The sequence below is a fragment of the Streptomyces sp. NBC_00076 genome, from assembly GCF_045041235.1.
GTDB lineage: Bacteria > Actinomycetota > Actinomycetes > Streptomycetales > Streptomycetaceae > Streptomyces.
The window spans coordinates 6,215,228-6,242,188 of the sequence record NZ_CP108242.1; the positions used below are offsets into that span (position 1 = coordinate 6,215,228).

General features: G+C 70.3%; 20 protein-coding genes. 11 read left to right on the forward strand and 9 right to left on the reverse strand.

Annotated features, from left to right (window positions below; genetic code table 11):
* Positions 1-12 precede the first annotated feature (12 nt).
* The 4 genes from nuoL (at position 13) to recQ (ending at position 7,492) form a co-directional block, all read left to right on the forward strand.
* Positions 13-1,986, forward strand: coding sequence for an NADH-quinone oxidoreductase subunit L (gene nuoL / locus OHA64_RS28375; RefSeq protein ID WP_405617700.1), 1,974 nt, complete (start codon positions 13-15; stop codon positions 1,984-1,986).
* A 5-nt stretch (positions 1,987-1,991) separates the two neighbouring features.
* Positions 1,992-3,563, forward strand: a complete 1,572-nt coding sequence (locus OHA64_RS28380; RefSeq protein ID WP_405617702.1) for an NADH-quinone oxidoreductase subunit M — start codon at positions 1,992-1,994, stop codon at positions 3,561-3,563.
* Positions 3,560-5,209, forward strand: a complete 1,650-nt coding sequence (gene nuoN / locus OHA64_RS28385; protein ID WP_405617705.1) for an NADH-quinone oxidoreductase subunit NuoN — start codon at positions 3,560-3,562, stop codon at positions 5,207-5,209. Before OHA64_RS28380 ends, nuoN begins: the two co-directional genes overlap by 4 nt.
* Before the next feature lie 201 nt (positions 5,210-5,410).
* Entirely contained in the window at positions 5,411-7,492 is a 2,082-nt protein-coding gene (gene recQ, locus OHA64_RS28390) for a DNA helicase RecQ (protein ID WP_405617707.1), read from the forward strand.
* A 122-nt stretch (positions 7,493-7,614) separates the two neighbouring features.
* Here recQ and OHA64_RS28395 read toward each other — a convergent pair whose 3' ends face one another.
* The 8 genes from OHA64_RS28395 to fahA all read right to left on the reverse strand — a co-directional run bounded on the left by OHA64_RS28395 (position 7,615) and on the right by fahA (position 17,380).
* Complete coding sequence (locus OHA64_RS28395) at positions 7,615-10,500, reverse strand: fumarate reductase/succinate dehydrogenase flavoprotein subunit (RefSeq protein ID WP_405617709.1); 2,886 nt, start codon at positions 10,498-10,500, stop codon at positions 7,615-7,617.
* Positions 10,501-10,511: 11 nt separating this feature from the next.
* Positions 10,512-11,285, reverse strand: coding sequence for an ABC transporter ATP-binding protein (locus OHA64_RS28400; RefSeq protein WP_405617711.1), 774 nt, complete (start codon positions 11,283-11,285; stop codon positions 10,512-10,514).
* Positions 11,269-12,156: an ABC transporter permease gene (locus tag OHA64_RS28405; protein WP_405624147.1), complete on the reverse strand. Its 888-nt coding sequence runs from the start codon at positions 12,154-12,156 to the stop codon at positions 11,269-11,271. Before OHA64_RS28405 ends, OHA64_RS28400 begins: the two co-directional genes overlap by 17 nt.
* A 92-nt stretch (positions 12,157-12,248) precedes the next feature.
* Positions 12,249-13,598, reverse strand: a complete 1,350-nt coding sequence (locus OHA64_RS28410; RefSeq protein ID WP_405617714.1) for an ABC transporter substrate-binding protein — start codon at positions 13,596-13,598, stop codon at positions 12,249-12,251.
* A gap of 17 nt (positions 13,599-13,615) precedes the next feature.
* On the reverse strand, positions 13,616-13,843 hold the full coding sequence (locus OHA64_RS28415) for a ferredoxin family protein (RefSeq protein ID WP_010986276.1): 228 nt from the start codon (positions 13,841-13,843) through the stop codon (positions 13,616-13,618).
* A 61-nt stretch (positions 13,844-13,904) separates the two neighbouring features.
* Positions 13,905-14,693, reverse strand: coding sequence for a GntR family transcriptional regulator (locus OHA64_RS28420; RefSeq protein WP_405617717.1), 789 nt, complete (start codon positions 14,691-14,693; stop codon positions 13,905-13,907).
* Between the two features lie 232 nt (positions 14,694-14,925).
* Positions 14,926-15,864: a M56 family metallopeptidase gene (locus OHA64_RS28425; RefSeq protein ID WP_405617720.1), complete on the reverse strand. Its 939-nt coding sequence runs from the start codon at positions 15,862-15,864 to the stop codon at positions 14,926-14,928.
* A 265-nt stretch (positions 15,865-16,129) separates the two neighbouring features.
* Complete coding sequence (gene fahA / locus OHA64_RS28430; protein ID WP_405617722.1) at positions 16,130-17,380, reverse strand: fumarylacetoacetase; 1,251 nt, start codon at positions 17,378-17,380, stop codon at positions 16,130-16,132.
* A 226-nt stretch (positions 17,381-17,606) separates the two neighbouring features.
* Here fahA and OHA64_RS28435 point away from each other — a divergent pair, with 226 nt between their 5' ends.
* Together OHA64_RS28435 and OHA64_RS28440 are read left to right on the forward strand one after the other, a co-directional pair.
* Positions 17,607-18,863 (forward strand): ATP-grasp domain-containing protein, encoded by a 1,257-nt coding sequence (locus OHA64_RS28435; protein ID WP_405617724.1) that lies wholly within the window; start codon positions 17,607-17,609, stop codon positions 18,861-18,863.
* Positions 18,864-19,003: 140 nt separating this feature from the next.
* Positions 19,004-20,212: an FAD-dependent oxidoreductase gene (locus OHA64_RS28440; protein WP_405617727.1), complete on the forward strand. Its 1,209-nt coding sequence runs from the start codon at positions 19,004-19,006 to the stop codon at positions 20,210-20,212.
* 114 nt (positions 20,213-20,326) lie between these two features.
* On the opposite strand, the gene OHA64_RS28445 is transcribed toward OHA64_RS28440, so the two are convergent.
* Positions 20,327-21,469: an arabinogalactan endo-beta-1,4-galactanase gene (locus OHA64_RS28445; RefSeq protein WP_405617729.1), complete on the reverse strand. Its 1,143-nt coding sequence runs from the start codon at positions 21,467-21,469 to the stop codon at positions 20,327-20,329.
* A gap of 281 nt (positions 21,470-21,750) precedes the next feature.
* Between OHA64_RS28445 and OHA64_RS28450 the strand changes: the two genes are divergently transcribed.
* The 5 genes from OHA64_RS28450 (at position 21,751) to OHA64_RS28470 (ending at position 26,953) form a co-directional block, all read left to right on the forward strand.
* A complete protein-coding gene (locus tag OHA64_RS28450) occupies positions 21,751-23,085 on the forward strand; it encodes an ABC transporter substrate-binding protein (RefSeq protein WP_405617731.1) in 1,335 nt (444 codons plus the stop codon).
* Positions 23,082-24,071, forward strand: coding sequence for a carbohydrate ABC transporter permease (locus OHA64_RS28455; RefSeq protein WP_405617733.1), 990 nt, complete (start codon positions 23,082-23,084; stop codon positions 24,069-24,071). The genes OHA64_RS28450 and OHA64_RS28455 overlap by 4 nt, the downstream gene beginning before the upstream one ends.
* On the forward strand, positions 24,068-24,946 hold the full coding sequence (locus OHA64_RS28460; protein WP_405617735.1) for a carbohydrate ABC transporter permease: 879 nt from the start codon (positions 24,068-24,070) through the stop codon (positions 24,944-24,946). The genes OHA64_RS28455 and OHA64_RS28460 overlap by 4 nt, the downstream gene beginning before the upstream one ends.
* 40 nt (positions 24,947-24,986) lie before the next feature.
* Positions 24,987-26,015, forward strand: a complete 1,029-nt coding sequence (locus OHA64_RS28465) for a LacI family DNA-binding transcriptional regulator (RefSeq protein ID WP_405617737.1) — start codon at positions 24,987-24,989, stop codon at positions 26,013-26,015.
* A 125-nt stretch (positions 26,016-26,140) separates the two neighbouring features.
* The gene (locus OHA64_RS28470; protein WP_405617739.1) at positions 26,141-26,953 is read left to right on the forward strand and encodes an HAD family hydrolase; all 813 of its coding nucleotides are present in this window, start codon (positions 26,141-26,143) and stop codon (positions 26,951-26,953) included.
* Positions 26,954-26,961 lie beyond the last annotated feature (8 nt).

Here is a 26,961-nt window from a genome sequence, read left to right on the forward strand (position 1 = left end):
GGTCGCTGAACCGTGTCTAACGCTGACAACCTGATTGCGCTGCTCGTCGCGGCGCCTCTGCTCGGAGCGGCGGTCCTGCTGTGCGGCGGCCGGCGGCTGGACGCCGTCGGCCACTGGATCGGCACGGCCCTGGCCGCCGCGTCCTTCGTGATCGGCGTGATCCTCTTCGCCGACCTGCTCGGCAGGAGCGCCGAAGACCGCACGCTCACCCAGCACCTGTTCAGCTGGATCCCGGTCGAGGGCTTCCAGGCGGACGTGGGATTCCAACTCGATCAGCTGTCGATGACCTTCGTGCTGCTGATCACCGGCGTCGGCTCGCTGATCCACCTGTACTCGGTCGGGTACATGGAGCACGACGAGCGTCGGCGTCGCTTCTTCGGCTACCTGAACCTGTTCCTCGCGGCGATGCTGCTGCTCGTCCTCGCCGACAACTACCTGCTGCTGTACGTCGGCTGGGAGGGCGTCGGTCTGGCGTCCTACCTGCTGATCGGGTTCTGGCAGCACAAGCCCAGCGCGGCCACCGCCGCGAAGAAGGCCTTCCTGGTCAACCGCGTCGGCGACATGGGCCTGTCAATCGCGATCATGCTGATGTTCACGACCTTCGGGACCTTCGCCTTCGGTCCGCTGCTCGGCACCCTCGAGGAGCCGGGACTGGCCGGCGACGCCACCGAGGGCAAGCTCACCGCGATCGCCCTGATGCTGCTGCTCGCGGCCTGCGGCAAGTCCGCCCAGGTGCCGCTGCAGTCCTGGCTCGGCGACGCGATGGAGGGCCCGACTCCGGTCTCGGCCCTCATCCACGCCGCCACCATGGTGACCGCGGGCGTGTACCTGATCGTCCGCTCCGCGGCCATCTTCAACGCGGCCCCCGACGCCCAACTCGTCGTCACGGTCGTCGGTGCCGTCACGCTCCTGTTCGGTGCGATCGTCGGTTGCGCGAAGGACGACATCAAGAAGGCGCTGGCCGGTTCGACCATGTCGCAGATCGGCTACATGGTCCTCGCCGCGGGCCTCGGCCCCATCGGCTACGTCTTCGCGATCATGCACCTGGTGACGCACGGCTTCTTCAAGGCCGGGCTGTTCCTCGGCGCCGGTTCGGTCATGCACGGCATGAACGACGAGGTCGACATGAGGAAGTACGGCGGCCTCAGGAAGTACATGCCGATCACCTTCATCACCTTCGGCCTCGGCTACCTCGCCATCATCGGCTTCCCCGGACTGTCCGGCTTCTTCTCCAAGGACAAGATCATCGAGGCGGCCTTCGCCAAGGGCGGTACCGAGGGCTGGATCCTCGGCGCGTGCGCCCTGCTGGGCGCGGCCATCACGGCGTACTACATGACGCGCGTGATGCTGATGACGTTCTTCGGTGAGGAGCGCTGGCGCAACGCTCCGACGTCCTCTCCGGCCGAGCCGAGCGTGGAGCCCGCCGCCGAGCACCACGGCGAGCACGCCGAACCGCACCCGCACGAGTCGCCCAAGTCCATGACGATCCCGATGATCGTGCTGGCGTTCGGATCGGTCTTCGCGGGGGGATTCTTCAGCATCGGCGACCGCTTCCTGCACTGGCTGGAGCCGGTCACCGGCCACAACCACGGGAACTCCCCGGTCAGCGCGCTGACGGTCACCCTCGCCACGATGGTGGTGCTCGTCGTCGGTGTCGCCGTCGCGTACGCCCAGTACGGCCGCCGTCCGGTCCCGGTCCTCGCCCCGCGCGGGTCGCTGCTCACTCGGGCCGCCCGCCGCGATCTGCTCCAGGACGACTTCAACCACGTGGTCCTGGTCCGAGGCGGAGAGCACCTCACGCGCTCCCTGGTGTACGTCGACCACACACTGGTCGACGGTGTCGTCAACGGCACGGCGGCCTCGATGGGCGGCCTCTCCGGGCGGATGCGCAGGCTGCAGAACGGCTTCGCGCGGTCGTACGCGGTCTCGATGTTCGGCGGTGCGGCGGTCCTCGTCGCCGCGACCCTGCTGATGAGGGCGGTCTGATACCGATGTCCTTTCCCCTGCTGACAGCGACGGCGGCGCTCCCGGCCGTCGGCGCGATCGCCACGGCCGCCGTACCGGCCGCCCGGCGCACCGCCGCCAAGTGGCTCGCGCTGCTCGTCTCGCTGGCCACACTCGTGCTCGCCGCCGTCGTCCTGGTGCGTTTCGACCCGGACGGCGACCGCTACCAGCTCACCGAATCCCACTCCTGGATCAAGGACTTCGGGGTCCGGTACGAGCTCGGCGTGGACGGTATCGGCGTGGCGCTCGTCGCGCTGACCGCGCTGCTGATCCCGTTCATCATCCTCGCGGGCTGGCACGACGCCGACCCGCTGGAGACCGGCAACAAGCGCTGGCGGCCGACTCAGGGGTTCTTCGCCCTGATCCTGGCCGTCGAGGCGATGGTGATCCTCTCCTTCGAGGCCACCGACGTCTTCCTCTTCTACATCTTCTTCGAAGCCATGCTGATCCCGATGTACTTCCTCATCGGCGGCTTCGGGGACCGTGCCCACGCCGGCTCCGACGAGAACGCGGCGACCCAACGCTCGTACGCGGCCGTGAAGTTCCTGCTCTACAACCTGGTCGGCGGCCTGATCATGTTGGCCGCGGTGATCGGTCTGTACGTGGTCGCCGGGAACTTCTCGCTCCAGGAGATCGCCGAGGCACGGGCCAACGGCTCGCTCGACATGGCGACCAACACCGAACGCTGGCTGTTCCTGGGCTTCTTCTTCGCGTTCGCGGTGAAGGCGCCCCTGTGGCCACTGCACACCTGGCTGCCCAACGCGATGGGGGAGGCCACCGCCCCGGTCGCCGTCCTCATCACGGCGGTCGTCGACAAGGTGGGCACCTTCGCGATGCTCCGCTTCTGCCTCCAGTTGTTCCCGGAGGCCTCGAAGTGGGCGACGCCCGTCATCCTCGTACTGGCGCTGATCAGCATCATCTACGGGGCGCTGCTCGCCGTCGGCCAGCGGGACATCAAGCGGCTGGTGGCGTACGCGTCGATCTCGCACTTCGGCTTCATCATCCTGGGCATCTTCGCGATGACCAGCCAGGGCCAGTCCGGGGCGACGCTCTACATGGTCAACCACGGCATCTCGACAGCCGCCCTGATGCTGGTGGCCGGCTTCCTGATCTCCCGTCGCGGCTCGCGGCTCATCGCCGACTACGGCGGGGTGCAGAAGGTCGCCCCGGTGCTCGCCGGCACTTTCCTGATCGGAGGCCTGGCGACCCTGTCGCTTCCCGGGCTCGCGCCCTTCGTGAGCGAGTTCCTGGTCCTGGTGGGCACGTTCGCGCGTTACCCGGTGATCGGGATCATCGCCACCCTCGGCATCGTGCTCGCAGCGCTCTACGTTCTCGTCCTCTACCAGAGGACGATGACGGGCCCGGTGAAACCCGAGGTCGCGGCGATGCCGGACCTCAGGGTGCGGGAACTCGTGGTCGTCGCCCCGCTGGTCGTACTGCTGATCTTCCTGGGCGTCTACCCGAAGCCGGTCACGGAGATCGTCGACCCGGCGGTCAAGCAGACCATGTCCGATGTTCAGAAGAAGGACCCCCAGCCCGAGGTGGAGGCGGCCAAGTGAGCGCAACAGCCGTCCACAGCCTGTGGACAACCGCGGCCGATCCGATCTCGAAGATCGACGCACCGAAGTTCGAGTACGGACAACTGTCGCCCATCTTGATCATCGTCGGCGCGGCGATCATCGGGGTGCTGGTCGAGGCGTTCGTCCCGCGCAGGTCTCGTTACTACGCCCAACTGTTCGTTTCCGTAGTCGCGCTGGCCGCTGCCTTCGCCGCGGTCGTCGCGCTCGCCTCCGACGGGTACGCGACGACGAAGGCCGGCATCGTGGCGATGGGCGCGATCGCCGTCGACGGCCCGGCCCTGTTCCTGCAGGGCACGATCCTGCTGGCGGGCGTGGTAGGCCTGTTCACCTTCGCCGAACGGAGGCTCGACCCCGAGACTCACGGCAACCGAGTCGACTCCTTCGCCGCGCAGGCGGCCTCGGTGCCCGGCAGCGAGGGTGAGAAGGCCGCGGTGAAGGCCGGGTTCACCACCACCGAGGTGTTCCCGCTGCTGCTGTTCGCGATCGCCGGCATGCTGATCTTCCCGGCGGCCAACGACCTGCTGACCCTGTTCGTGGCGCTGGAGGTCTTCTCGCTGCCGCTGTACCTGCTGTGCGCGCTCGCCCGCCGTAAGCGGCTGATGTCGCAGGAGGCCGCGGTCAAGTACTTCCTGCTCGGCGCGTTCGCCTCCGCGTTCACCCTGTTCGGCATCGCACTGCTGTACGGCTACGCGGGCTCCATGTCGTACGCGACGATCGCTCAGGTCGTCGACGGCACGGTCACGACCGTCAACCCGGCGCTCGCGGACACCATGGGCAATGACGCGCTGCTGCTCATCGGTGCCGCGATGCTGGTGATGGGCCTGCTCTTCAAGGTCGGCGCGGTGCCGTTCCACATGTGGACGCCCGACGTCTACCAGGGCGCGCCGACCCCGGTGACGGGGTTCATGGCGGCGGCGACCAAGGTGGCGGCCTTCGGCGCGCTGCTGAGGGTCCTGTACGTGGTGCTGCCGGGGTTGCGCTGGGACTGGCGGCCGGTCATGTGGGGCGTCGCGATCGTCACCATGCTGGGCGGTGCGATCGTCGCGATCACGCAGACCGACATCAAGCGGCTGCTGGCGTACTCGTCCATCGCGCACGCGGGCTTCATCCTCGCGGGTGTCATCGCCACCACGCCCGACGGTGTGTCCTCGGTCCTCTTCTATCTGGCCGCGTACTCGTTCGTCACCATCGGGGCGTTCGCGGTGGTCACGCTCGTACGGGACGCCGGCGGCGAGGCGACGCATCTGTCCAAGTGGGCCGGGCTCGGCCGGCGTTCACCGCTGGTGGCGGCCGTGTTCGCGGTCTTCCTGCTGGCCTTCGCGGGTATTCCGCTGACCTCCGGGTTCGCAGGGAAGTTCGCCGTGTTCAAGGCGGCGGCGGAGGGCGGCGCGGCCCCGCTGGTCGTGGTGGGTGTGATCTCGTCCGCGATCGCGGCCTTCTTCTACATCCGCGTCATCGTGCTGATGTTCTTCAGCGAGCCGCGGCCCGAGGGTCCGACCGTGGCTGTGCCGTCGCCGTTGACGACGACCGCGATCGGGGTCGGTGTGGCGGTGACGCTGGTCCTCGGTGTCGCGCCGCAGTACTTCCTGGACCTGGCGAACCAGGCGGGAGTGTTCGTGCGCTGACCTGCTCCGTCGGTGTGGTGGGCCCTGGTTCCCCGGTTGGGAACCAGGGCCCACTTCTCGTTCTCCGGCCCACGTGACGGGGTTCATCGGACTGACGACCGGCGGTTCTGCGGACAGCCTGTGGATAACTCGGGCGCTGTCGGTCCCGAGCCCTATCGTGGGGGGGCAGTGGTCGAGGGACGACGTACGGGGGACATGGCTATGGGCGGGACGGGCGGGATCATCGAGATGCCAGGGATCACCGAGACGTCGGCGACACGGAGCGAGGCGCTGGCCACGCTCCACCGGGTCTTCGGGTACGAGGCCTTCCGCGGGGCGCAGGAAGAGGTCATCGAGCATGTGGTGGCCGGCGGGGACGCCGTCGTCCTCATGCCGACCGGCGGCGGAAAGTCACTGTGCTACCAGATCCCGTCCCTGGTGCGACCGGGTACCGGCATTGTGATCTCGCCGCTCATCGCGCTGATGCAGGACCAGGTCGACGCGCTGCGGGCGCTGGGTGTGCGCGCCGGGTTCATGAACTCCACGCAGGACTTCGACGAGCGGCGAGTCGTGGAGGCCGAGTATCTGGCGGGCGAGCTGGACCTGCTGTACCTGGCGCCGGAGCGGCTGCGGCTGGACTCCACCCTGGACCTGCTCTCGCGCGGCAAGGTCGCGGTCTTCGCGATCGACGAGGCGCACTGCGTGTCCCAGTGGGGCCACGACTTCCGCCCCGACTACCTGTCCCTGTCACTGCTCGGCGAGCGCTGGCCGGACGTCCCGCGTATCGCGCTGACGGCGACGGCCACGCACGCGACGCACCAGGAGATCACCCAGCGGCTGAACATGCCGCAGGCCCGCCACTTCGTGGCGAGCTTCGACCGGCCCAACATCCAGTACCGGATCGTTCCGAAGGCCGACCCCAAGAAGCAACTGCTGGGCTTTCTCCGCGAGGAGCACGCGGGTGACGCGGGCATCGTGTACTGCCTCTCGCGCAAGTCGGTGGAGGCGACCGCCGAGTTCCTGTCCCGCAACGGCATCGAGGCGGTGCCGTACCACGCGGGTCTCGACGCGGGCACCCGCGCTGCCCACCAGTCCCGTTTCCTGCGGGAGGACGGCCTGGTGGTGGTCGCCACCATCGCCTTCGGCATGGGGATCGACAAGCCGGACGTCCGCTTCGTGGCCCACCTCGACCTGCCCAAGTCGGTCGAGGGCTACTACCAGGAGACGGGCCGCGCGGGCCGCGACGGACTGCCGTCCACGGCCTGGATGGCCTACGGCCTCAACGACGTCATACAGCAGCGCAAGATGATCCAGTCGAGCGAGGGCGACGAGGCGTTCCGGCGCCGCGCCGCGGCCCACCTGGACTCGATGCTCGCGCTGTGCGAGACGGTCCAGTGCCGGCGCGGCCAGCTTCTCGCCTACTTCGGCCAGGACCCGGACCCGACCGGGTGCGGCAACTGCGACAGCTGCCTCGTCCCGCCGGAGACGTGGGACGGAACGGTCGCCGCGCAGAAGGTGCTGTCGACAGTGGTGCGGCTGCAGCGGGAGCGGGGCCAGAAGTTCGGTGCGGTGCAGATCGTCGACATCCTGCTGGGCAAGCGCAGCGCCAAGGTGATCCAGTTCGACCACGATCAGCTGTCCGTGTTCGGTATCGGCGAGGACCTCTCCGACGGCGAATGGCGAGGTGTCGTACGGCAGTTGCTGGCGCAGGGGCTCCTCGCGGTCGAGGGGGACTACGGCACGCTGGTGCTCACCGAGGCGAGCGGTTCGGTGCTGCGACGGGAACGGGAGGTGGCGCTGCGCAAGGAGCCGAAGAAGGCGGTGACCTCGCGGTCGGCATCGGGGTCCGGCTCGTCCGGCTCCGGCCGGGGCGAGCGCAAGGCCAAGGCCGCGGCTGCCGAGCTGCCCGAGGCCCTGCAGCCCGCCTTCGAGGCGCTGCGTGCCTGGCGGGCCGAGCAGGCGCGGGAACAGGGCGTTCCGGCGTACGTCATCTTCCACGACGCGACCCTGCGGGAGATCGCGACGGTGTGGCCCACCTCGGTGCAGCAGCTCGGTGGGGTCAGCGGCGTCGGCGAGAAGAAACTGGTGACGTACGGGGAAGGCGTGGTCGGGGTGCTCGCCGGACTGGGCGGGCCTCCCGAGGCCGCGGAGCCGCAGCCGAACCCGACGGATGACAGCGGGGCCCCCGCGTCGAGCCCGGCGCGGGACGCCGCTCCCGGGTCGGGATCGAATGCGGGCTCGGGCTCACGCTTCGACGACTGGCCGGAGATGGATGCGGAGCCCGAGCCGGAGGACTGGATATGAGGAACTGGATATAGGGGAGGGTTCCGGCACCGGCACCGGAAACAGCTGAGGCACCTGCACTGGCACCGGAACCAGCTGCGGGAGCCGCCCCCGCTCCCGAGCGGCCTCCGGCACCGGCGTGCTCACAGGGCCCGGGTGGCGTACGCCCTGACGTCCGCGTCCGTGTCGGTGGTGGCCGTGGACAGGGCCGCGCGGGCAGCCTCGGTGCCGGCGTGGCGGGTCAGTGCCAGGACCGCGGACTTGCGGACGTCGGCGTTCGGGTCGGCCAGGGCCTTGGCCAGTGCGGGGACGGCCGTGTCGGGGTCCGCCGCGGACAGGGCGGTGGCGGCGCCCGACCGGACCTGCCAGGCGGGGTCGGCCAGAGCGGCCGTGGCCCGGGTGGTGAGCGCCGGGGGGCAGCCGGTGGTGCCCAGCGCGCCGTAGGCGGCGCCGCGCACCAGGGCGTCGGGGTCGTCGATCAGGGCGGCGAGGGCGGTGTGGATGGGGTCGGGGTCGTGCGTGGGCCTGGGAGTAGCCGTACCTTTCCCGGCCGAGCTCTGTGAGGTCGTGCTCTCCGGGGCCGGGTGGCCTGCGAACACCGTCGCCAGGGACTTGGCGATCGTGACGCGGACCTCGCGTGACGGGTCGACGGTCGCGGCGCGGGCGAGCTCTTCGGCGGCGTCCACCGACACCAGAGCACGCACGGCCTCGATGCGCACGGCGGTGTCGGAATCCGTCAGAGAGCCGGCGAAGAGAGCCGCGTCACCGAGACGCAGGGCGCGCAGTACATCCAGCGCGGCGGCGCGGACGACCGGATCGGACTCGGCCAGGGCGGCGCCGAGGCCGTCGCGCAGGGCGGGTTCGGGCGGGAGTGTCTCGACGAGCTCGCGCAACGAGGCGGCGGCAGCGGCGCGCACCTCGGCGGCGGGATCCCGGAGCGCCTCGGCGAGGGCGGGCCCCGTCCCCGTCGGCAGCGCCTCGGTCAGGACGGCGACGGACTCCCGTCGGACGGCGGGTGAAGGGTCGGTCAAGTACGGCCGGAGGGCATCGAGTTCGGGCTGCTCCTCGGCGAGGGCGACGAGTTCGAGGAGACGGGTCGAGGACTGCTCGGGGACAGGGTGGGCGGGTGCGCTCTCCCGGTCACCGTCCCGCTCCGGCTCTGGGGCTCCGGCCAGGGTGGCCAACGGGGCCACCTCCCGCGCCCCGGCGGTCGCCACCTGTTCGGCGTGCACCTCGCCGAGGTGCCGGGACGCACCGCCGGTCGGGGTGAATTCCTCGATCGGGACCAGATAGGGAGCCACGGGACGAGCCGTGAACTCCATCGCACCAGAGGGGGACTTGTGCAGATCGAGGTGGTGGAACCAGGACGCGTCGTCGCGCTGCGGGTGGTCGAGGCGATCGTGATAGAGGCCCCAGCGGGACTCCGTACGGGCCAGGGAGGCACGGGCGGCCATCTCCGCGCAGTCACGGATGAAACTGACCTCCGCGCAACGCATCAGCTCGTGCGGGGTGTGGGCACCCATCTCCGCGATGTCGGCGCGCATCCGCTCGAACGCCTCCAGGGCCAGGGACAGCCGGGCGCCCGATTTCGGCGGGGCCACGTAGTCGTTCACGAAGCGGCGCAGCTTGTACTCGACCTGGGGCTGCGGCGGGCCGTCCGGGTTGTGCAGCGGGCGGTAGATCAGCTCATGGGCGTCGTGCAGTTGAGCGGACGGCAACTCGCCGTCGTACGGCCGGTACTGGGCCGCGTCCGAGCCCGCCAGGTCGCCGAAGACGAACGCGCCGATCATGTAGTTGTGCGGGACGCAGGCGAGGTCGCCGGCGGCGTAGAGACGGGGGACGGTCGTGCGGGCGTTTTCGTCGACGCGGACGCCCGAGGCCGAATGGCCGCCGCACAGGCCGATCTCGGAGATGTGCATCTCGATGTCGTGGGTGCGGTAGTCGTGGCCGCGGCCGGAGTGGAAGGTGCCACGGGTCGGGCGCTCCGTGGAGTGCAGGATCGACTCCAGGGCCGAGACCGACTCCTCCGGGAGGTGGCTCAGCTTCAGGTACACGGGGCCCCGGTCGGAGGCGACCTCCGCAGCGAACTCCGCCATCATCTGGCCCGACCAGTAGTCGGAGTCGACGAAGCGTTCGCCGTGCCGGTTGACCTGGTAGCCGCCGAAGGGGTTGGCGACGTAGGCACAGGCCGGACCGTTGTAGTCCTTGATCAGCGGGTTGATCTGGAAGCACTCGATGCCGGTGAGCTCGGCGCCCGCGTGGTAGGCCATGGCGTAGCCGTCGCCCGCGTTGGTGGGGTTCTCGTACGTGCCGTACAGGTAGCCGGAGGCGGGCAGGCCGAGACGGCCGCAGGCGCCGGTGGCGAGGATCACCGCGCCCGCGCGGACGGTGACGAACTGCCCCGTACGGGTGTTGAAGCCCGCGGCCCCCACGGCCCGCCCGTCCTCGGGCGAGGTCAGCACGCGCACCGGCATCACCCGGTTCTCGATGCGGATCCGCTCCCGCATCTCACGCCGCCGAAGCTGCCGGTACAGCACCTTCTTGACGTCCTTGCCCTCCGGCATCGGCAGCACATAGGAGCCGGAGCGGTGGACCTGGCGGACCGCGTAGTCGCCGTGCTCGTCCTTCTCGAACTTCACGCCGTACGACTCCAGGCGCTGAACCATGGCGAAGCCGCGGGTCGCGGTCTGGCGGACGGTGGACTGGTCGACGATGCCGTCGTTGGCGCGGGTGATCTCGGCGACGTAGTCGTCGGGCTCGGCACGACCCGGGATGACCGCGTTGTTGACGCCGTCCATGCCCATGGCGAGGGCACCGGAGTGGCGGACGTGGGCCTTCTCCAGGAGCAGGACGTTCGCACCGTGCTCGGCTGCGGTCAGCGCGGCCATGGTGCCGGCGGTGCCGCCTCCGATGACGAGGACGTCGCAGGTCAGCTCCTCGGCGTCGGTGAGAGCGGGGATCGCCAGGGGGCTGTCCGCGGTGCCGGCCGTGGGGGTGTCCGGGGTGGTGTCCACCAGGGTGCCTTTCACGTACTGAGGATTCAGGTACTGAGGGAGGTGAGGACGTCACGCCGCAGTGCCACGCGCGCCGGGTCGTCGTGCGCTGTGCGGTCACGGGGACTGGGGACGTCCCGGACCGCGATCAGGCCGCCCGCGCCGAGCAGGGCCACACGGTCGCCGAGGAACAGGGCCTCGTCCACGTCGTGGGTGACGAAGACGACGGTCGCGCCCGTGCCACGCAGCACCTCCACGAGAAGGTCCTGCATGCCGGCGCGGGTCTGGGCGTCGAGGGCGCCGAACGGCTCGTCCATCAGAACGGCACGTGGTCCGGCGGCGAGGGCCCGGGCCAGTTGTGCGCGCTGACGCTGCCCGCCGGAGACTCGGTGCGGCAACTGCCGGGCCCGGTCGGCGAGTCCGACCCGGTCGAGCCATGCGTCGGCCTGTTGCCTGCGCTGCCGGCGCGGCAACCCCTGGATGGCGAGCGGGAGTTCGACGTTGGCGCGCAGGGTGCGCCACGGCAGCAGGGCGTCCTCCTGGAAGACCAGGGCACGATCGGCGGCCGGGCCGGTCAGCGGGCTCCCGTCCTGGGTGACCGTGCCGGCGAGCGGGGGCAGCAGCCCCGCGAAGGTGCGCAGCAGCGTCGACTTGCCGCAGCCCGAGGGGCCGACCACGGAGAGGATCTCGCCGGGCGCCACGTCGAGGTCCACCTCGTCCAGCGCGATCGCGCCGGGGCGGCCGAGCGTGGCGCCACGCAGGGTGAGGCCGGCGCCGGTCCGCGCCTGCCGCGCCGGGCGGACCTCAGACGAGCTGGTCATGGGGCACCTCCTCCTCGGTCTTGGGACGCGCCGCCGCCACCGGGGCGGGCGCGGCGGCGCGGGCCCGCGGGACACGCGTCCCGGGGGCGTACGACGTGCGCGGGAGCCAGTGGGTCAGGCGCCGGCCCAGCACCTCCACGGCCGTGGAGGTGAGCCAGCCGAGGACACCGATGGTGACCATGCCGACGAAGACGCCCGGGTAGTCGACGACGGTGTAGTCCTGCCAGGTGCGGTAGCCGACGCCGTACTGGCCGGAGATCATCTCGGCGGAGATCACGCAGATCCACGAGACGCCGATACCGACCGACAGGCCGCCGAAGATGCCGGGCAGCGCGCCCGGCAGCACCACCGAGGCGAGGATCCGCCGGCGGCCGCCGCCCATCGTGAGCACCGCCTCCTCCCACACCGGGGTCAGCGCGCGGACCGCGTGCCGGGTGGACACCAGGACCGGGAAGAAGGCGGCGGCGCAGGTGATGAAGACGATGCCCTGTTCGTTGGAGGGGAACAGGAGGATGGCGACAGGGACGAGGGCGATGGCGGGGATGGGCCGGATCACTTCGAGCACCGGGCCGAGCAGGTCCTCCGCGAGCCGCGAGCGTGCCACGAGCACGCCCGTCGCCACGCCGAGGACGGCCGCGAGGAGGAAGCCGATGAGGATGCGGGTGAGGCTGTCGGTGAGGTCCGTCCAGTAGTCGGGGCCGGACAGCCGGTCGGCGAAGGCGTGAGCCACGTCGGTGACCGTGGGGAACTGCGAGAAGCGCAGCCACAGGTTGATGTCCAGGCTGGTCAGCAGCTGCCAGGTGCCGAGGGCGACGGCCAGCGAGGCGACCCGCAGCGCGTACCGGCCCGTCCGCCGCGGATACCGGGGCACGAGCCGGACCGCCCGCAGGCGCTGTGCCACGGCAGGGTCCGTCCGACTCGGTTGCCGGCGTGTGTCAGGGTCCGTCTGCCGCGCGTCCCGGGTCACGAGGCCCGCCCCAGCGCGTCGGCGTACGTGATGACGCGGGCGCCGCCGTGCTCGGCGACGTACGACTGGGCGGTCGCCGGGGCGACGAAGGGGAGGAGCTGGTCGCCGTCGGCCACCCAGACGGCCTTGTCGGCGAACCAGAGGGTGCCGGTGGTCGCGTCGGGGACGTAGGCGGCGCGGACGTCGGACTTGTGCTGGGCGACGTAACTCAGCAGCTCGGCGGGCGACTTGAAGCTACGGGTCTCTTCGGCGCCCTTGGGCCAGACCTCGCTCGCGGCGGGGGCGGGCGCGGCGGAGAGCCGCTTCGCGTAGTCCGCGCCGAGGGCCTTCTTGACGTACTGGTCGTCGACGAAGGCGTCCACGTCCACGTCGCCGGTCAGCTTCGCCGACTTCAGCACCGACACGTCGTCCTTCAGCGCGGAGACGAGCTGGGGCTTGATCGCCGGGTCGAAGGTGGAGATGCCGTGGGCGCCGTTGTAGAGGTAGACGACCTCGGCGGGCAGGCTGGTGGCCTTGGCGACCTTCTCGGCGGCGGTCACGGGGTGGTCGTTGAGGTAGTCGGTCGCCTCCGCCTGTGCCTTCAGGAAGGCCTCCAGGACGGCGGGCCGCTCCTTGGCGAAGTCCTCGCGGGCGGTGACGCCGTGGAAGGTGGGGAGGTTCAGTTGGGCGCCGTCGTAGAGGGCCTTCGCCTTGCCCTGGAAGGTGAGCAGGCCGGGCCAGGCGACGAACTGCGAGAGCGCGTCCGCGCTGCCGGCGGTGAGGGCCGAAGCGCCCACGGCGGGCTGCTGGTTGAGCTTCTCGACGTCCTTGTCGGGGTCGAGTCCGGCGCGTTGCAGGGCGCGGACGAGGGTGCCGTCGGCGGCCGAGCCGATGCTCGTCGAGACCTTCTTGCCGCGGAGGTCGGTGAGGGAGTTCAGCTTGGAGCCGGGGGAGGTGACGATCGTGTTGAGGCCGCCGCGGAGGCTGTAGCCGGTGACCGAGACCAGACGGGTGGGCTTGCCGAGCTGCTTGCCGCGGGCCGCGTTGATGAGGAGCGGGAAGTCGCCCATCGAGCCGATGTCGATCTTCCCGGCGGTCATCTGGGCGGTGATGGGGGCGCCGGTGGCGTAGTCCTGCCAGTCGACCTTGTAGGTGTGGCCGTCGTGGAGGGCGTTGAGCTCCTTCTCGAAGGAGCCGAGGGAGCGCAGAAGGGTGCCGGCGGTGACGGTGTTGATCGTCTTGGACTGGTAGCCGACGGTGACGGTGACCGTGGAGCTGTCCCCGGCCGACGCGTCACCGCCGCAGGCGCTGAGGGGGAGGAGCAGGGCGACGGCGGCGGTGGCGACGGCGGTGCGTTGGTGTTTCATGGCGGATCGGGGGCCTCTCACCGGAGCAGATAGGGCATGTTGACCGTGACGGCTCCGGTGGGGCAGCGGGCCGCGCAGGGGCCGCAGTACCAGCACTCGTCGACGTGCATGTAGGCCTTGCCGTTGCTCTCGTCGATGGCGAGGGAGTCCAGCGGGCACATGTCCACGCAGAGCGTGCAGCCGTCGATGCACTTCGACTCGTCGATGGTCACGGGCACGTCGGCCCGCTGGGGCGCCAAGGGCATGGCTGTCTCCAGGGAGGTGCGCAAGCGGGGGTGATGGTTACGGGTTACGTGGACTGCGTGGTCATAACGACCGGTGCAGCAGGCCGCTCATCGTGATGCGGTCGCCGCGGAAGCGGATGAACTCCAGGTCGACCGGGCGGCCGTCGGCGAGGTGCGTGAGGCGTTCCAGCATCAGGACGGCCGCGCCGCGCGGGGCTTCGAGTACGGCGGCGGAGTGGGTGTCCGCGTTCACCGCTTCCAGGGTGATCTCGGCGTGGCCGAGACGCTGCCCGGTGATGGCTTCCAGCAGGCGGAAGACGTCGGTGTTCTCCAGGTCGGCGCCGAGCAGGGCGGTGCCGATGTCGAGCGGGATGTAGGTGAGGTCGAGGGAGAGGGGGAGGCCGTTCAGGCGGCGCAGGCGTTCGATGTAGAGGACGTCCGTGCCGGGTGGGACCTGGAGGCGGTCGGCGACGGGGGTGGGGGCCGGAGCCGGGCCCATCGTGCGCACCTCGTTGGTCACACGGCCGTGTTCGCGGAGCGTTTCCGCGAGGCCCATCAGATGGTCCAGGCCGTGCGGGTACTTCTGGGCGACGACCACGGTGCCGACGCCGGGGAGGCGTTCGACCAGGCCTTCCGCGCGGAGCAGGTCCAGGGCTTGCCGGACCGTGTTGCGGGAGGCGCGGTAGTCGGTGGCGAGGGTGGACTCGTGGGGGAGGGTGCCGTCCGGGAATCCGACCGTGAGGAGCTGGTGGCGCAGCAGGTCGGCCAGTTGGCGGGCCTGGTCCGCACGCAGCCGACGCCGCGCGCGGTGGGCGGCGACGGTGGTCGCGCCCTGGCCTGCGTGGTCTCGGAGGCGGTCGGAGGTTGGCATGTTTTGAACCATACCGAGACGGTAGGGAAAGCAGTGTTGCGGGAATGTTGCGCCACTAACAGCTCCGCTGGTGCGGCCGCTGACCTGGGGGGTCCGGCGTCGCGCGGGAAGATCTGCCACCGGGGCGGTCGCGAGGCGGGCCGGGGACGGTGCTGCGAGAGGAAGCCGACCGTGCCCTGGGAGGAGGTCGTCCGTGCCGTGGGAGGAGGTCGTCCGTGATGAGGGCGGTGGTCTACGACAGCGCCGTCAGGCCCGGGGCGAAGGTGATCAGAAGAGGGAGCAGGGGCACCAGGGCCGCCACCGCTGTCGTCAGTAGCCGGTGCCTGGGGCCCAGGCGGGGCTGGGGTTCCAGGAGGCGGTCCACTCGCTCGCCGAGGAGACGGTGGGTGGAGGCGCAGGAGAGGACGCCGCGATGTTGGTTGAGCTCGATCAGGGCCAACGCCGTCGTGAGGTGGCCGCAGCGGCGGGAGGCGGTGTCGTCTGCGGCGAGTTCGACCAGGCGGTGCGTCTGGTCGCAGAAGTGGGAGAACAGCGGGACCTGGGGAAAGCCGGTGGCCAGCGCGGTGGAGAGGTGGAGCAGCCAGTTGTGGCGGGCCCGTGCGTGACCGCGTTCGTGGGTGAGGACGGCGTCGAGCTGGTGGTCGGTGAGCCGGTGCAGGGCACCGGTCGTGACGATCAGCTGGGCCGGGTTGCCCGGCATCCACCAGGCGTCCGGGTACTCGTCCTCCAGCACCAGCAGCGGGCCGCGCGCCTCGGGCAGCCCCTTCGGCAGGTCGGGGGCGCGCTCACGCAGGTGGGCGTGGGCCTTGCCGTGACGGCGGCGTGCCTCGACGAGCTCCCGGGCCAGCATCGCGGTCGTCCAGGCCGCCCCACTGGCCAGCAGCAGGGTGAGGGTGACGGCCCACACCGGGGCCGCGGAGAGGTCGTATGCCGCGGTCACGGCGGGCGGTGCCGGGGCGAAGACGTGGTCCCGGACCGTTTGGAAGATGGCGGCGGCGCCGAGGACCAGGGCGGTGAGACAGGACAGCAGCACCGTGGCGACCAGGCACTGCCACACCCACAGGCCGACCACCGGGTCCCGCTCGGGCCAGGCGGCCCGGGTCAGCGCGCGCGGGATCGGCACGGCGACCGTCAGGGCGACGGCGCTCAGCAGGAGCAGGCAGAAAGTCATGCCACGGGCTCCGGATCCTGGTCGGAAGAGAGGCGGCTACGTGTCGGGCTGTGGAACGGCGTGCGGTGTACGGGCGGCGGGTGTGGTGTCTCGAACCGCGCCGGGCGCCCGCCGCCAGTATGACGGCGCGGAGCGCGGGAGTCAGGCGGTAACAAGGACACGGACGTCAGGGGCTGCGGCGGAATCGCCACACACCACGCATGTCCGTCGTGGCGCGCGCTCCGATAGCCTCCCGCACAGCACCGCAGCCACCCCCGCCGTCATGTCATCCGCCCTGGCGGTTCGAGCCGCCGCCACGAACGGGTTCGCTCGGCACAACCCGCCCGCTGACCTCGCCCAACCCCACCCGCACCCCGTCCGGACCGGGCGCCCACGCCGACAGCGTCACCACGTCACCGTCCTCCAGGAACGTCCGCTTGCCGTCGGGGAGTTCGAGTGCGTCACGGCCGTTCCAGGTCAGCTCCAGCAGTGAACCCCGTTCGCGCTCGGACGGTCCGCTCACCGTTCCCGAGCCGTAGAGGTCACCGGTGCGCAGGGAGGCGCCGTTGACGGTCATGTGGGCCAGCTGCTGGGCGGCGGTCCAGTACATGGTGGAGAAGGGGGGCTCCGACACCACGTGGCCGTTGACGGAGACCGAGATGCGCAGGTCGTAGCCGCCGGGCTCGTCCTCGGAGTCGTCCAGGTACTCCAGCAGTGTGTGGGTGCGCTCCGGCGGTGTCACCCGCGCCTCCTCCAGCGCGTCCAGCGGAGTGATCCACGCGGACACCGACGTGGCGAAGGACTTGCCGAGGAACGGGCCGAGGGGGACGTACTCCCACGCCTGGATGTCCCGCGCCGACCAGTCGTTGAGCAGGCACAGCCCGAAGACGTGCTCGCGGAAGTCGGCCAGTGCCACCGGCCGGCCCGGCTCCGACGGCGCCCCGACCACGAAGCCGACCTCGGCCTCGATGTCCAGTCGGACGGACGGACCGAAGACGGGTGCCGGGTCGGCGGGAGCCTTGCGCTGGCCCGACGGCCGTACGACATCCGTGCCCGAGACCACCACCGTGCCGGCGCGGCCGTGGTAACCGATCGGCAGGTGCTTCCAGTTGGGCGTGAGGGGGTCGGCGGCGTCCGGGCGGAAGATCTGTCCGACGTTCCGGGCGTGGTTCTCCGAGGCGTAGAAGTCGACGTAGTCCGCGACCTCGAAGGGGAGATGCAGGGTGACGTCGGACAGCGGGCGGAAGAGTCCCGCGATCGCCTCCTGGTGGGACGGGACCGTCACCCATGCCGTCAGCGCGCGCCGTACGTCCGACCATGCCGTGCGGCCCGCGGCGAGGAGCGGTCCCAGGGAGGGCCGGGCCAGCAGGGAGACGTAGGGGGAGCCCAGGGCGGCCGCCGCCGCGCCCGCGTCGAGTACGTCGTCCCCCAATCGGATGCCTACGGTCCGGTCCGTCGAGCCGGGGAGCGAGAACACGCAGTACGGAAGGTTGTGCGGGCCGAAGGGGTCGCCCTCGGGGAGATCGAAGGGGGGCATGGGGTGCTGCCTCACTCTCGTGCAAACCGTGCGGTCCATGTGGTCGTGCCACACGTTACGGCTGAGTTGCCCGCCCTGGGCAGTGTCTAAAGAGTTTGCAATGTCCGAAATTTCCTTGTCGGATGTGGCAATTCCGGCTTAGCGTCCTTTGGGGGACACGGACGGGGTGGGTCCGGTCCGTAGGGGGGGACACGTGGGGGGACCCGTGGCCAAAAGCACCAGCAGCGTGCCGTTTTCAGCCGCTCGTGAGGTGCCGGGCCTGATCGTGAAGTTCGGCGACTATCCGCTGCACCACGGCGGTGTCGGCGCCATCCGGAGTCTGGGGCGCCTGGGCGTCCCGATGTATGCGATCACCGAGGACCGTTACACACCCGCGGCCGCGTCCCGCTACCTGGAGCGCGCGTTCGTGTGGCGGACGACGGGGACGGAGGACCCGGACCGTCTGGTGGAGGGCCTGCTGCGGATCGGGCGGCGGATCGGCCGGCCCGCCGTGCTGATCCCGACCGACGAGGAGGCCGCGGTCCTGATCGCCGAACACCAGGGCGAACTCGCCGACCACTTCCTCTTCCCGCCCGTCGATCCCGTTCTGCCGCGCCGCCTCGCGAGCAAGCAGGGGTTGCACGAACTGTGTGCGGAACACGGGATACCGAGTCCGTCGGCGGCCTTCCCACGGTCGTACGACGATGTCGTCGACTTCGCGGAGAAGGCCCGCTTCCCGGTGGTGGCCAAGAACCGCGAGGCGTTCGTACGGCGGGAGCGGCCGGCCGTGAACGGCACCACCCGCATCACCACCCGCGCGGGGCTTCTCGCCATGGCCCGGGACTGGGGCGAGCACCCCGGGGTGATCCTCCAGGAGTACCTGCCCAGGGAGCAGGCGGAGGACTGGATCGTGCACGCGTACTTCGACCGGGACTCGGTTCCGTTGGCCCTGTTCACGGGGGTCAAGGTCCGCTCCTGGCCGCCGCACGCGGGCATGACGGCGCATGCGTACGTCGTCGACAATCCGGAACTCGCGGATCTCGCCGCGCGTTTCATCAAACAGATCGGCTTCACCGGAATCATCGACCTCGACCTGCGCTTCGACCGGCGCGACGGGCAGTACAAACTCCTCGACTTCAACCCGCGCGTGGGCGCCCAGTTCCGGCTCTTCGAGAGCGAGTCGGGGGTGGACGTGGTGCGTGCCATGCATCTGGATCTGACCGGGCGCACCGTTCCGGAGGGGGAACAGCGCGCCGGCCACCGGTACATCGTGGAGAACATCGACCTGCCCGCCCTGCTCGCCTACCGCCGCAGCGGCTACACGACGCCGCACGCACCGGCGCGCGCGAGCGGGACGGAGCTGGCCTGGCTGGCGGGTGACGACCCGCTGCCGTTCCTCACGATGCTCGCGCGCTTCGTGCGCCCGGGCACGAAGCACCTGTATCAGCTGTGGCGCAGCAACCGCCGTGGCGGCAGAACCCGTTCGGGCGGTCAGTCGGCGTAGGCGTAGGCGTAGGCGGAGGTGGAGGCTGCGCGAGCAGGCCACGTGACAACGATCCGACGTGGCGGCGAACTGACGTGGCGACGAACTGACGAAGTGACGATCTGGCGAAGTGACGTAGTGACGTCCTGGGGAGGGACTTCGTGATCCAACCGGTAGCAGTCATCGGTGCCGGCCCGTTCGGCCTGTCGACCGCCGCGCATCTGCGGGCGCGCGGCATACCCGTCCGTGTCTTCGGCGACCCCATGGTCAGCTGGCGCGACCACATGCCCGCCGGGATGCTCCTGAAGTCGACCCCGGTCGCCTCCACCATCGACGCCCCGCAGCGCGGCCACACCCTGGTCGACTACTGCGACGCGGCGGGCATCCGGCGGCTCGTGACGGACGAGGACATCATTCCCGTCGAGACCTTCATCGCGTACGGCGAGTGGTTCCAGCAGAAGCTGGTGCCCGAGCTGGAGCGGGAACGGGTGGTGTCCGTGGACCGGCGGACCACCGACGGCGGAGGCTTCGAACTGAAGCTGGACTCCGGCGAGTTGTTCACCGCGCGGGCGGTCGTCGTCGCGACCGGCCTGTCGGGCCTCGCCCATCTGCCCCCGGAACTGGCCACCGCCGCGCCGGACGGGCCCGCCCCCACGGGGGCGCTCTCCCACAGCTCCCAGCATCACGACCTCGGTCGCTACGCCGGCCAGGAGCTGATCGTCGTGGGCGCCGGCCAGTCCGCGCTGGAGACGGCGGCGCTGGCGGCGGAGGCGGGCGCGCGGGTGCGGGTGGTGGCGCGCGGGCGCGGCAGTGTCGCGTTCGGGGCGCCGCCCTGGCGGCAGCCGAGGCTGCGTCCGGAGTCGCCGTTCGGCCGCGCCTGGTCCCTGTGGGCGCTCAGTTACTACCCGCATCCCTACCGTCTTCTCCCGGCCCAGGCCCGCCACTACCTGGTCCGCCGGGTCCTGGGACCGCTGGGCGCGTGGTGGCTGCGCGAGCGCTTCCAGGGCGCGGTGCGGGTCAGCGAGGTCGATCGGGTGCTGAGCTTGGACACCGCCGACGGCCAACCGACGCTGACCGCCCTCGGCCTCACCGGCCGTACGGAACGGATGGCGGCCGACCATGTCATCGCCGCCACCGGGTACCGCGTCGACCTCGCCGCGATGGACTTCCTCGGCCATGAACTGCGCACCCGGCTCATGGTGAGCCGGGGCGCCCCGAAGCTGGGCGCGGGGTACGTGTCGTCCGTCCCGGGCCTGTACTTCACCGGTCTGCCGTCGGCGGCGTCGTACGGGCCGGTGATGCGGTTCGTGTGCGGCACGGAGTTCGCGTCACCGAGGCTGGTGAAACACCTGGCAGCCGCGCACGGGTAGAGCCGCCTCACGAGGTGCGGGGCGACAGCACGAACGCTGCGCCCCGACGGCCTACGCCCACTGCCGCCCCGTGCCCCGACGGCCCACGCCCCCTGCAACACCGCCACCGCCGGCCTACTCCCGATACCGCCCCAGCGTCCGCAGCCCCGGCAGTGCCCGGTCCTCGAAGTCGAACAGGGCGAGGTTCTCCCAGGCGTTGCCGGATGCCTGGTCCGTCGGGTCCCAGCCGCTGCCCGCGCGGTAGGTCCACAGGCCTTCCCAGTAGCAGTAGCCGAGGCCCTTGCCGCCCGGCACCGCCGCCGCCAGGTCGGCCACCGCGCGCAGCCAGGCCGCCTGGCCCTCGGGCGTGGCGGGGAAGCCCTCGGTCAGCTGCGAGGGGTCGTTCATGATGTCGTTGACGTCGTCCTCGCTCTTCAGCGTGAACGGGTACGCGGTCTCGGCGATCACGCACGGCTTGCCGTAACGGGCCGTGATGTCGGCCATGTTGGCGGCGGCCTGCTCCACCGGCCCGTGCCAGAACGGGTAGTAGGAGAGCCCGATGATGTCGAAGTCGACGCCGTAGGACACCGCGTTGTCGAACCACCAGCGGTACAGCCCGTTGTCGCCGCCGTTGGCCAGGTGCAGGATCGTGCGGACGCGCGGCGTGGTGTCGCGGGCCGCGCGCAGCCCGGCCTTCAGGAACGCGGCGAGGTTGTCCCAGTGCTCCCAGTCGCCCTCGGGCCAGAGCATGCCGCCGTTCAGCTCGTTGCCGATCTGTACCAGGTCGGCCGGGGTGCCCTGCCGCCGCAGCGCGCCGAGGACGTCGGCGGTGTGGTCGTAGACCGCCCGGGTCAGGCCCGGCACGTCCAGGTCCTGCCACGCGGCCGGCTTGTTCTGGTGCGCCGGATCCGCCCAGGTGTCGGAGTAGTGGAAGTCGACCCAGATGCCGACGCCGGCCCGCTTCAGGCGCCGGGCCAGCGGGAGTATGTGCGCCTTGTTGTTGTAGCCGTCGGCCGGGTCGACCCACACCTTCAGCCGGGCATGGGTGACGCCCGCCTCGGCGAGGATGCGGACCGGGTCCTGGCGGCGTCCGTCGGCTCGCCGGTAGACGGCTCCCTTGTCCTCGTTCTTCGGCAGCGAGGAGATGTCCACACCGCGGATCGCCAGGCGGCCGCGGTGACCGGATGCTCCGGTGCCGGCGACGGCGGGCGCCGCGCCCAGTACGGGAACGGCCAGCGCCGCGGCTCCGGCAGCGGTCAGAACACTGCGTCTGCGCATGTTCAGGGTCCCTTCACGGTGAACGTCACAGAGGAAGAACAAAACCCCGTGTTTCTGTGATCGTGCACAGTACTGAATACGGCCGCCCTCGGCGAGCAACAAGTAGGTAACCCCAGGCACCCTCCATTGACAAGGGGCCGAAACAATTCTCTACTGTGCACGATCACAGAGCCGCGCGGCCCTCGCGCACAGCCCCTCGGTCACGTCCGCAGAACCTCCCCCCACGGCGGTTGCCGCGTACGCGGGACGTCGACGAGGCCGGCTGGTTCAAGTCAGGGGAGATGAAGATGTCGATCCACAGCCGCCAGATCAGCAGGCGAAGCATCCTCGCCGGGGCCGCAGCCCTCGGCCTCACCAGCACCCTCGCCGCCTGCGGCGGTTCCGACGACGACTCCGGCGAGAGCAGCGGGCCGGTCAAGCTGACCTACTGGTCGTGGGCGCCCAACATGGAGAAGGTCGCCGCGATCTGGAACAAGAAGAACCCGGACATCACGGTCACCGTGTCCAAGCAGGCGAGCGGCGGCGAGATCGTCTCCAAGCTGATCACCGCGAAGAAGGCGGGCAACGCCCCCGACCTGATCCAGGTCGAGTACCAGTCACTGCCGACCCTGGTCTCCAACGACGTGCTCGCCGACATCTCGAAGTACGTCGGAGACGCCAAGTCCGAGTTCTCCGACGGCCTGTGGCAGATGGTCACGCTCGGCAGCGACGCCGTCTACAGCGTGCCGCAGGACTCCGCGCCGCTGATGTTCTACTACCGCGAGGACCTGTTCAAGAAGCACGGTCTGTCCGTCCCGAAGACGTGGACGGAGTTCGCGGAGGTGGCCCGCGCCTCCAAGAAGGCGGTTCCGGACGCCTACCTGACCACCTTCTCCTCCAATGACCCGGGCCTGTTCGCGGGTCTCGCCCAGCAGGCCGGCGGCAAGTGGTGGACCGTCGACGGCGGCGGCAAGTGGACCGTCGGCATCGACGACGCCGCCACCAAGAAGGTCGCCGAGTTCTGGGGCGGCCTGGTGCAGGAGGGCGTCATCGACAACCAGCCGATGTACACCCCGCCCTGGAACAACGCCCTGAACAAGGGCACCCACCTGGCCTGGGTCTCCGCCGTCTGGGCGCCGGGCGTGCTGATCTCCTCCGCGCCCGACACCAAGGGCAAGTGGCGCATGGCCCCGCTGCCGCAGTGGAAGGCGGGCGACAACGTCACCGGCAGCTGGGGCGGCTCCTCCACCGGGGTCTCCACCGACTCCAAGCACGCCGAGGCCGCCGCGAAGTTCGCCCGCTGGATCAACACCGACCCTGAGGCGCTGGCCGCCCTGGTCAAGGAGGTCGCCATCTACCCGGCGGCCACGAAGGGCCAGTCCGGCGACGTCCTGACGACGCCCGAGTTCTTCTCGAACCAGAAGGACTTCTACACCACCGCCGCCGAGATAGCCGCGACCACGGCCGCCTCCGCCTGGGGGCCGAACGTCCAGACCGCCTACACCGCCTTCCAGGACAACTTCGGCAAGGCCACCAAGGCGAAGAAGGAGACGCAGTTCCTCTCCGCCCTCGGCACCATGCAGTCGAAGACCTTCGGCGACATGAAGAAGCAGGGCTTCGAGGTGGCCGAGGCATGACCAGCGCTCCGCTCAAGGGCGCCGACCGCATCGCGGCCGGGCCCTTGGCGGACGGCACCGCCCCGTCCGTCCGCCCCAGCCGCCCCCGCCGCCCCGGCGGCAGCGCACCGTACTGGTTCCTGGTGCCCACGCTGGCCCTGTTCGCCGCCTTCACCGTCGTCCCCATCGGGTACGCGATCTGGCTGAGCCTCCACAAGGTCAAGGTCAAGGGCATCGGACTCGGCAAGGGCGCCCGCGAACAGGTCTGGAACGGCCTCGGCAACTACACCGACGTCTTCCAGGACTCCGAGTTCGGGCACAGCGTGCTGCGCGCCTTCGGATACGGCCTGATCGTCATCCCCACCATGCTCGGCCTCGCCCTGCTGTTCGCGCTGATGCTCGACACCCCGAAAGCACGCAGCGCGCCCTTCGCCCGGCTGATGATCTTCCTGCCGTACGCGGTGCCCGGCATCATCGCCGCCCTGATGTGGGGCTTCCTCTACCTCCCGGACGTCAGCCCCTTCTACTACCTGCTGGACAAGTTCGGTCTGCCGCAGCCGGACCTGTTCGACGGCGGCAACCTCTATCTGTCCTTCGCGAACATCGCGGTGTGGGGCGGCACCGGCTTCAACATGATCGTCATCTACACCGCGCTGAGGGCGATCCCGCGCGACATCTACGAGGCGGCCAGGATCGACGGGGCCACCGACCTGCACATCGCCCTGAGGATCAAGATCCCGATCGTGATGCCCTCGCTGGTGCTCACCTTCTTCTTCTCGGTGATCGCCACCCTCCAGGTCTTCACCGAGCCCATGGCCCTGAAGCCGCTCACGAACAACCTGCAGAGCACGTGGAGCCCGCTGATGGCCATCTACGACAGCGCCTTCCTGAAGTCCGACGTCTACGGCGCCTCCGCCACCGCGGTCGTCCTGGCCCTGGCCACGTTCGTCCTCTCCTTCACCCTGCTGCGCATCTCCGACCGCTTCACCCGGGAGGACCGGGCATGACCCCCCTCACCCTCACCGCCGACGCCACCGGCAAGGTCAGCCGCGCGCGGCGCACCGCCTGGGTCCCCACCCTGGTGCTGATCCTCGGCACGCTGTACTGCCTGGTCCCGATCGCCTGGGTGGTCATCGCGGCGACGAAGAACCGGTCGGAGCTCTTCTCCACCTTCAGCTTCGCCCCCGGCACCGGCTTCCTGCAGAACGTCGGCGACCTGACCTCGTACCGGGACGGCATCTACTGGCAGTGGATGGCCAACTCCGCCTTCTACGCGGGCGCCGGCGCGCTGTTGTCCGCCGGGGTCTCCGCGGCCGGCGGGTACGCGCTCGGCCGGTACTCCTTCCGCGGGCGGGAGGCCATCTTCAAGATGATCCTCGCCGGTGTCCTGGTGCCGAGCATCGTGCTGGCCGTCCCCCAGTACCTGCTGCTGTCGAAGACGGGCCTGGCCGACTCGTACTGGTCGATGCTGCTGCCGTCGATCCTCTCGCCGTACGGCGTCTACCTGGTCCGCATCTACGCGGCCGCCTCGGTGCCCACCGAACTCATGGAGGCCGCCCGCATGGACGGCGCGAGCGAGTGGCGGATCTTCTCGCGGATCGCCGTACCGATGATGATGCCGGGACTGATCACGGTGTTCCTCTTCCAGTTCGTCGCCATCTGGAACAACTTCCTGCTGCCGTACGTGATGCTGGCCGACGACACCAAGTTCCCGATCACCCTCGGGCTCTACACGCTGCTCGCCCAGGGCGCCTCGCAGCCCGCGCTGTACACCCTGGTCATCACCGGATGTCTGCTGGCGATCCTCCCGCTGATCGCGCTGTTCCTGGTGATCCAGCGGTTCTGGTCCCTGGACCTGCTGAGCGGCTCGATCAAGTCCTGAGCACCCGGCTTGCCGACACCCACGGCCCCGAACGAGGAACATGACCAGCAGCGCCAACGGCCGCCGCAGACCGCCCACCATCCACGACGTGGCGCGGGAGGCGGGCGTGTCGCGGGGCACCGTCTCCCGCTTCCTGAACGGAGGCCACTACGTCTCGCCGGCCGCCCGGCGGGCCGTGGAGGCCGCCGTCAGGAAGACCGGCTACGTGGTCAACCGGCATGCCCGCAGCCTCAGTACGGGCCGGTCGGACTCGGTGGCCTTCCTGCTCACCGAGCCGCAGGAGAAGTTCTTCGAGGACCCCAACTTCAACGTGCTACTGCACGGTTGCACCGAGCACCTCGCCCGGCACGACATCCCGCTGCTGCTGATGCTGGCCGCGACCGACGACGACCGGCGCCGGCTGACCCGCTACATCACCTCGGGCCATGTCGACGGTGTCCTGCTGGTCTCCAGCCACAGCGGGGACCCGGTCGCGGCCGAACTGCGCGACGCCGGGATTCCGTTGGTGGTCTGCGGCAAGCCGCTGGGCCTCGGCTCCAGGGTCAGCTACGTGGCGGCCGCCGACCGCGATGGCGCGGCGGAGATGGTCCGCCATCTGTTCGAGGGCGGGCGTCGCCGCATCGGCATGATCACCGGACCGTTGGACGCCCCGGGCAGCACCGAACGCCTGGCCGGCTACCGCGATGTGCTCATCGAGGCGGGCATTCCCTACGACGCGGCGCTGGTGGTGGAGGGCGACTACCGCCGCACCGGCGGCGAGGAGCCGGCCCGCCGACTGCTCGCGCAGGCTCCCGACATGGACGCCGTGTTCGTCGCCTCCGACCTCATGGCGCAGGGTGTCGTCAACATCCTTCAGCAGGCCGGACGTTCGGTCCCGGACGACATCGCTGTCGGCGGCTTCGACGACTCGGCCGCGGCCACCGCCGTCACCCCGGCCCTCACCACCATGCGTCAGCCCTACGACCGCATCAGCGCCGAGATGGTCCGCATGCTCCTCGCCCAGATCGCCGGTGAGGACACGTCAGGGGTGATCGTGCCGACGGAACTGGTGGTGCGGGACTCCGCGTGAGACCGGCGACAACCGGAGCGACCGGAACGGACGTTCGCAACCGGAGCCGCCGTCGACGCATGTGAAGGCTGGAGCCGTCCGGTTCGCGTCGAGTCGATGGGGCGTTCCATCCGTATTCTCTGATCATGGCCGCACCTACCGCATATTCACTGATCGCCACTGACCTGGACGGAACGCTGCTCCGCGGCGACGACACGCTCTCCGACCGGTCACTCGCCGCGCTCGCGCGGGTGGCGGCGGCCGGCGCCGGGCACCTCGTCGTCACCGGCCGGCCGGCGCCCCGGGTGCGGCCGCTCCTCGACATCATGGGCAGCGAGGGGCTCGCGGTGTGCGGGCAGGGCGCGCAGGTGTACGACGCGGGCGCGGACCGTCTGCTGTGGTCGGTCACCCTGGACCGGGAGTTGGCCGAGACCGCGCTCGGCAAGATCGAGGCCGAGGTGGGCCAGGTGTACACGGCCGTCGACCAGGACGGCGTCGACGGACTCACGCTCATCGAGCCGGGCTACCTCATGCCCCACCCGACGCTGCCCGCGGTACGCGTGCGACGGCGCGACGACCTGTGGTGCGAGCCCATCAGTAAGGTGCTGCTGCGTCATCCCGACCTGTCCGACGACGAGTTGGCGGCGACGGCCCGCTCGGTGGTCGGTTCCCTCGCCACGGTCACCATGTCCGGGCCCGGGACCGTCGAACTCCAGCCATGCGGCATCACCAAGGCGACCGGCCTCGCGCTGGCCGCCGACCATCTGGGCCTCGGCCCGGAGGGGACCGTCGCCTTCGGTGACATGCCCAACGACATTCCCATGTTCGACTGGGCCGCCCACGGCATCGCCATGGCCAACGCCCACCCCGAACTCAAGGCCGTGGCCGACGAGATCACCCTGTCGAACGAGGACGACGGCATCGCCGTCGTCCTCGAAAGACTCTTCCCGGAGGCCTGAGCGACCCG